The 6298-nt window shown below is 32.9% G+C and carries 8 protein-coding genes and 1 pseudogene; 2 read left to right on the top strand and 7 right to left on the bottom strand.

What is annotated here, in order from left to right; translation table 11 throughout:
• Together BWGOE10_RS04890 and BWGOE10_RS04885 are read left to right on the top strand one after the other, a co-directional pair.
• Positions 1-431, top strand: a 431-nt coding sequence (locus BWGOE10_RS04890; protein ID WP_131798954.1) for an IS6 family transposase, incomplete at its 5' end; no start/stop codon positions are given.
• A gap of 499 nt (positions 432-930) precedes the next feature.
• A complete protein-coding gene (locus BWGOE10_RS04885; RefSeq protein WP_002114672.1) occupies positions 931-1206 on the top strand; it encodes a hypothetical protein in 276 nt (91 codons plus the stop codon).
• A 67-nt stretch (positions 1207-1273) separates the two neighbouring features.
• Here BWGOE10_RS04885 and BWGOE10_RS04880 read toward each other — a convergent pair whose 3' ends face one another.
• The 7 genes and pseudogenes from BWGOE10_RS04880 to BWGOE10_RS04855 form a co-directional block, all read right to left on the bottom strand.
• Positions 1274-1507 (bottom strand): YuzF family protein, encoded by a 234-nt coding sequence (locus BWGOE10_RS04880; protein WP_070141144.1) that lies wholly within the window; start codon positions 1505-1507, stop codon positions 1274-1276.
• 238 nt (positions 1508-1745) lie between these two features.
• Entirely contained in the window at positions 1746-1979 is a 234-nt protein-coding gene (locus BWGOE10_RS04875) for a hypothetical protein (RefSeq protein WP_002114669.1), read from the bottom strand.
• Positions 1980-2277: 298 nt separating this feature from the next.
• A complete protein-coding gene (locus tag BWGOE10_RS32415; RefSeq protein ID WP_000738547.1) occupies positions 2278-2424 on the bottom strand; it encodes a BC1881 family protein in 147 nt (48 codons plus the stop codon).
• A gap of 546 nt (positions 2425-2970) precedes the next feature.
• Positions 2971-3432, bottom strand: a complete 462-nt coding sequence (locus tag BWGOE10_RS04870) for a CarD family transcriptional regulator (RefSeq protein ID WP_002149222.1) — start codon at positions 3430-3432, stop codon at positions 2971-2973.
• A gap of 216 nt (positions 3433-3648) precedes the next feature.
• Complete coding sequence (locus BWGOE10_RS04865; protein WP_070141143.1) at positions 3649-4557, bottom strand: acyl-ACP desaturase; 909 nt, start codon at positions 4555-4557, stop codon at positions 3649-3651.
• Between the two features lie 693 nt (positions 4558-5250).
• A pseudogene (locus BWGOE10_RS04860) lies at positions 5251-5943 on the bottom strand (Rpn family recombination-promoting nuclease/putative transposase); the annotation flags it as partial.
• Positions 5944-6008: 65 nt separating this feature from the next.
• Positions 6009-6298 (bottom strand): DDE-type integrase/transposase/recombinase (locus tag BWGOE10_RS04855; RefSeq protein WP_131798953.1); only part of this gene is annotated, 290 nt, incomplete at its 5' end.

Below are 6298 nucleotides of genomic sequence, written 5' to 3'. Positions count from 1 at the left end.
ATCGTGCTGTTGATTCAAAAGGAAATACAATTGATTTTTATTTAAGCAAAACAAGAGATCATAGGGCTGCAAAGCGTTTTTTCAAGAAAGCTTTGCAGTCTTTTCATGTTTCAAAGCCCCGTGTGATTACAGTGGACAAAAACCCGGCCTATCCTATAGCGATTGAAGAGTTGAAGACAGAGAAAAAGATGCCTGTAGGCATCCAAATAAGGCAGGTAAAATACCTTAATAACATTGTAGAGCAAGATCATCGTTTTATTAAAAAGAGAGTTCGTTCAATGCTAGGATTGAAATCTTTTCGTACAGCTAAATCTATTCTTTCAGGAATAGAAGCGATGCATATCATTAAAAAAGGCCAACTTATTTTACGGGACAAGTCTGTCCAAAATGAAGTGAAGTTTATTCATCAACTATTCGGAATGGCTGCATAAGAATAGATTCCATTAGGCATCTATATACCTCTTTCAATTAAATACAATCTTTGCACCAGAACCGCAGATAAGGTTGAGGAAACATACAAGTATATAACTCTAGCTAAATGAGGGAAGCCCTGCAGGGGATGCAGGGCAGTACTAAGATCATCGAGTTGTCGATTCTATAAGAACTTTTTGGAATATACAAAGTGTAACACGTAATTTATATGAACTTTATATATAGATGTTACAAATTTATGAACACAGACAAGCTCTTTTTTGTTGGAATATTCAGATGTCTAAAGATAGCCCCCACCTAGCAGGGGTCACCATATCAAAAAAAGAAAATTGTACGTTTAGACACAATTTAGACACATTTTATCCGGTTCCCTGTACGTTAAGGAATTAGTTTGTATATTTGAGGAGATGTACGAGACAGATGTGAATTTAGGGGAATCCAATATTTTCTATTCAAATATGATAGAATGGAAATATATCCAAAACGGAGGAAAAACAAATGAACTCAAACACAAAACAGTTTATTTATGATATCCAGCAAAGAAAGAACAATTATATGGAAAATGTATTAAAGGCAATACAACACCCTAAAAAAGAGCAATCTGAACAGGTCATTCAAAATATAGTAGAGAAGATGGATATGATGATTAGTTTAGTTACTACTTACATGAGGATTGAATCAGGATCTATGGAAGAATTAAAAGATCTTCAGGAAGAAATTATTCATGCTCAAGCATATATTCAAAAACGAAAATTTGAAGAAACACAGAGATAAAACCCTGTGTTTTTATTTGGTCGTCTATGAAGCCAATCTGTTATAAATTAAATTAGATGTAATTTGATCACTGTTTTGGCATAATCCATACAATTTGTTGAATGCGTACAATATACGGTACCGTATATTCAATGAGTAGATGATCTGGTTTTACATCCTTTAACTTTCCTCTTACATTACCCTTTACAGTTTCAATAACCACATGTTTACCAATTGCTGATTGTAATGTCTGATATACGTAGGGATTAGGTACACTTACCATATTTTGTTCACTCAAGTCATTTCCCTCCAAATAACTCATTCTATAGGACTCCTTTTTTACTCACATTCTTTCTCCTAATATATGATATAAATCTTATAAATATACTAGAAGGATAATTCATTATTTGATTGAAAATAACATATTAATAAGATACGTTTTCTATATCTAAATTACTAAAAAATTATTTATATAAGGTTACTTTTACTAGTTAATAGGTAATGATATAGGGATATTTTGAATGTACATCCAGGTTGTTCCTTTCAAGATATGTATCATTTTAAATACGCCCTGTATTAGAATACTGCTCATACTTTTTTTGAGATTCTTTCGTAATACGTGCGTTAAGTAAAATTGCTAACAACAAAAACACTCCATATTTTCCCCCTGTAGCTCCTATGATAATCACACTACTACAAACAAGTACAATTAATAGGAGAAACGAAACTAAATAAATACGGTTATAGTTCTTTGACATCTTCTCGTATTTTATGCGTTCTTTCCTTGCATCCATCTAAATTCCTCCTTTAAATTATCCATTTCACTATAAAATAAATCCCGCTCTTAAAAAGAAAACAATCTATCGTTTCAAATAATTAGTTTGTTTTTTATCAACTAATGTATATAACATAAAAAGAAATCCTACCAATATTAAGCTTTCCGCTATGATAATCCCGACCCTCTCCTTCCTTTTAACCCCCATCACATCAGATAGAATATATGTATATCCTATTATTAGTCGCAGCAAACAAAAAGGATCTTCCCTTCTCGTAAAGGCTGATCCTTTTCTTCGTTCATTCAACTATTTTTAGCTATTCTTGATTAATTAGAATAACAGCTGGTCCATCTACACGAATTCCACCAACTTCGATTTTTTCATAAGGCTCAACCGTAATAGAAATGATCCCTTCCCGCTTCTTTAATTCATTACTTAATTCTTTTGTTAACATTTTTTTCATGTGTGCACTCCTTCTTACTGCTTAATTTACTATTGTTATGTAAATGAAATTTAAAATGGTTTCCTGGTCTGGAAACCATTTTTTGTAGTTGACCATATGGTGTTACCAGTTCGTTTATCAATTTTACGTAAAGAAGATAAACAATTACTATTCACTGTCTCAATAGATGTAAGAAACTCTTAAAGATAGCGGTGAGATTGATTGTTTTTTCTTCTAGAAATAATGACTTAGATAGTATATTACCTAAAACAATGAAAGCCCTACCTCTCTTTCATCCTTACGGCTCCTTGTCCGTGCCAGTGTGAATCAGGATTGCAAAAATCAAGTGACTATTTAATCGAGTTATTTGATGAAACTTCGAACGTTCGTAAAAGAAATGTAAAAATAAAAATGGATTAGATTGAAGTAATAACAAAAGAGGTTCCTACTCTAAAAGTGAGTTGAAGAAGTTGAATGTTTTTGAAATGATTTATTTTTAATAATAATCATATTCCCGAAAAATTCAGGATATTTTCGGGGGATGTAATACATTATCTATAATGAACCTTAACCGAAACTTTTTATTTGATTTTCAGTGATCCCTTTAATTAATCCTAGTTCACTAATCAAAAATTCATGTGCGTTATCCAACATTTTTTTTTCGCTTGTATTAAGTGCTTTTTCTTTCTTCATACGCATTAAATCACGTACAACTTCAGCACCTTCTTGTATTTCACCCGTTTTTATTTTGTCCGTGTTCACTTTATACCTTTGTTTCCACGGCAGTAATCTATCTGATTCTCCATGCTGAAAAATGTGTATAATGTGTTTTAATGCAAGTATATCAGTAACTGGGCGTATACTCGAACTTAATATTTTACCCATAGGAATCATGACTTGCATATTACTGATTGACATTTTTATGACATAATACTGTTGTTTTTTTCCTGAGAATTCTTTTTCTTCTATGGCTTCAATTATACCTGCTCCGTGCATTGGATAAACAATGTTATCGCCAATTTGAAACATATAATCCACCTCCATATATGGTAACCTTCTTAACCTTAACACATATGTGATTTTTTATCAAATATTTTATAATATCATAAAATTATTTTTGGTGTCAACTACTTTTTCTTTAAAAATCAAATTAAATAAAAACAGCACCAAAACAATAGGGATCGTGTCAGATTTCCAATAAAGGGAAGGGGAATTTCCCCGCGTATATTCTGAAACCTCTACTCATTAACGTAGATCAGTTTCCCCTTGAAAACGACCAAATCGATCCCGTATTTTTTTCAATCTTGTGTGGTACTCCAAAATCTCAATTCTTGCTTTTTCAGCTAGAGGTGCAATTGGTCGTAAGTCTTTTAACCCCCAATAATCAACCACTACATCAAGTACTTGATCAAAATATTGTAGTGGCCCATAATTAGCTTCTTTTGCAATCACAGCCATTCGATTTTCAAAATCAGGCATGACAGCACCTGGCATTTTAAAATTCATAATCACATTGGCAATATGATAGCAATAATTAGGTTCCAATTCCAAATGTGTTCGAATGACGTCTCGATAAAATGCATAATGAAGAGTTTCATCTTTTGCAAGACGGCGTAATAATGTAGCAAGATCTGGATCATGCTTACTTGCAACCTTAGCTACATTATTGTAAAACACCATCGTTGCAAGTTCTTGTAGCGTCGTATACGTCATTGCTTCGATTGGTGTGTGAAAATCGGGCTCAAATCCCCCCTCAACGACTGACTTTCTTAATTCATGTAATCGTTTGGGATTCACACTTCGAGTGAGTAATAAATATGTCTCCAATAAATTCGAATGTTGATCCTCTTCTGAAGTCCAAGTATGAATAAAGTCTGTAATAACAGAAAGGGACCCTTTAAAAGTCGCAGATAAATACGTTGTAAACCATGGTAAATTCACTTCTGTTAATAAAGCTGTTTCAATGGCCGTAATTACACCAGAAGGAAGAGTAACTTGACTTTCATCCCAAGGAACTCTTTTAAAGTCCATTCCCTTATCCCATGGTAAAAACTCATGATAACCCCAGTCTATCTTCTGCGCTCTTATTTTATGTTGTTCATACAGTTCTTTTAAACGTGGTTCTAATCGGAAATCTAAATCATTTGTTAGCATACATAAGTACCCCCTTTTTTTATCATAGATAGTCATTCTATTTCTACACTCATTTTTATCCTTAAAAATTTTCTATAAATAAATATTGCTTTCCTTTTTTTAAGTTAAAAATAACAAATTTTTAACAAAACTCATTAAGAATAGGTTAAAGACTTACGTCGATAGCTATGTTGCGATACCTATATTTAAAGCTAATGTTAATAAAAGGGGAATATTCTAAACATGAAAACAGGACAAGCTATATCGCTTGTCCTGTCAGGAGCAATTCATGAGGATTTTTAAAATGTCCAAATGACTCATATTGGTAAAATGAATCATTGATAGTTTTTGTGAAACAAGGTAATTATACAAAAACTATTAAGTAACTTCTTTAATTACATGCCATTACAGCTCTTGTATAATGGAGGGGAATTCCAGAATTCCATTACTGTTAACTTATAAAGGATAAGTACAAAACTGTCATTTGTTATATAAGAGGTAGCGTCCGGTTTATGCGGATTTAACAACGTTAAGAAAAAAACCTTGTATCAATAGGGTTTAATCTATTGAGACTTAAGTGTTTTTAAGTTAAATAAGGCGTGTTAGTGTCTCATATGACTTGTCCCAAAAGTCATATAGTTGTTAAATAGCTCATTTTTAACATTGTAAGTAGCTTAGCGTTGTAAATCCGCATTTTCGAGACTGGACCCCGTATTATAATAGTAGTTTTCGTATTTCTTCTGTACTTAGATCAGTGAATTTCGCAATGTCTTCTAATGGCATACCATTTTTATGCATACCACGAATTAATTGAATTTTCCCTTTCTCAATACCTTTTTCAATGCCTTCCTCTAAGCCCTCTTCTCGAGCATGTGCTAGCTTAGCTTGCTCATCTAGAAGTAACTTTTCACGAGCTTCATAAGCTATTCGGAAAGAAGAGTCATGGCTCATATTTTCCCACTTATTCATTGCTTTTTGTAAAATTGGATCTTGATTCATTGCAATCTCCTCCAATGTTTGAGTTAAATGTTCATCTTCATGTGCTGGTAATAGTAACATTCAGCGAACAAATGCATTTTCCCATGGATTTACTTTTTCTTCATGCCATTGTTTGACCAATTTTGGAATTTCTACAAAATGAATTTCAATATCATCACTTAGTATCTGTTTCTTTTTGGGATTCCATAATTGTCCTACGGTATGAAATGAATCATCCTGCGAGAATAATATAAAATCTAATAAGTTAATGGTAATTGTTTTGGGAAGCGAACGATACGGCATCCCTTCTTGCATTTGGGACGTATAGAGTTTACTCCAGTAATATAAAGATCGCTTCACCATATCATGTGTATTTCGAAGCTGTATCTCTATATTCACTTGAGTGCCATTGTCTAATGTTGCTAATAAAGGTTCTGGTGCAAATACTTAGGAAAGATATAAAGATGCGAAAAGTTTCCTAGTGAAATCTAGTCTTAAGCAGCAATTCCAAATAGTTGATGGATGAACTTCACTTGATTTTGGACAGACTTGTCCAATAAAACAAGTTGCCCTTTTTTCACCATATGCATAGCTTCTATTCCAGAAAGAATGGATGTAGCTGCGCGAAAGGATTTCAATCCTAACATCGAACGAACTCGCTTTTTAATAAACCGATGATCTTGTTCCACTATGTTATTGAGATATTTCACTTGCCTTAGTTGGATGCCTAATGGCATCTTTTTTTCTTTTCTCAATTCTTCAACTGCTATAGGATAAGCTGGAT

The sequence above is a fragment of the Bacillus mycoides genome (assembly GCF_001757995.1).
Classification (GTDB): domain Bacteria; phylum Bacillota; class Bacilli; order Bacillales; family Bacillaceae_G; genus Bacillus_A; species Bacillus_A mycoides_B.
This window is presented reverse-complemented; position numbering and strand designations above follow the sequence as displayed.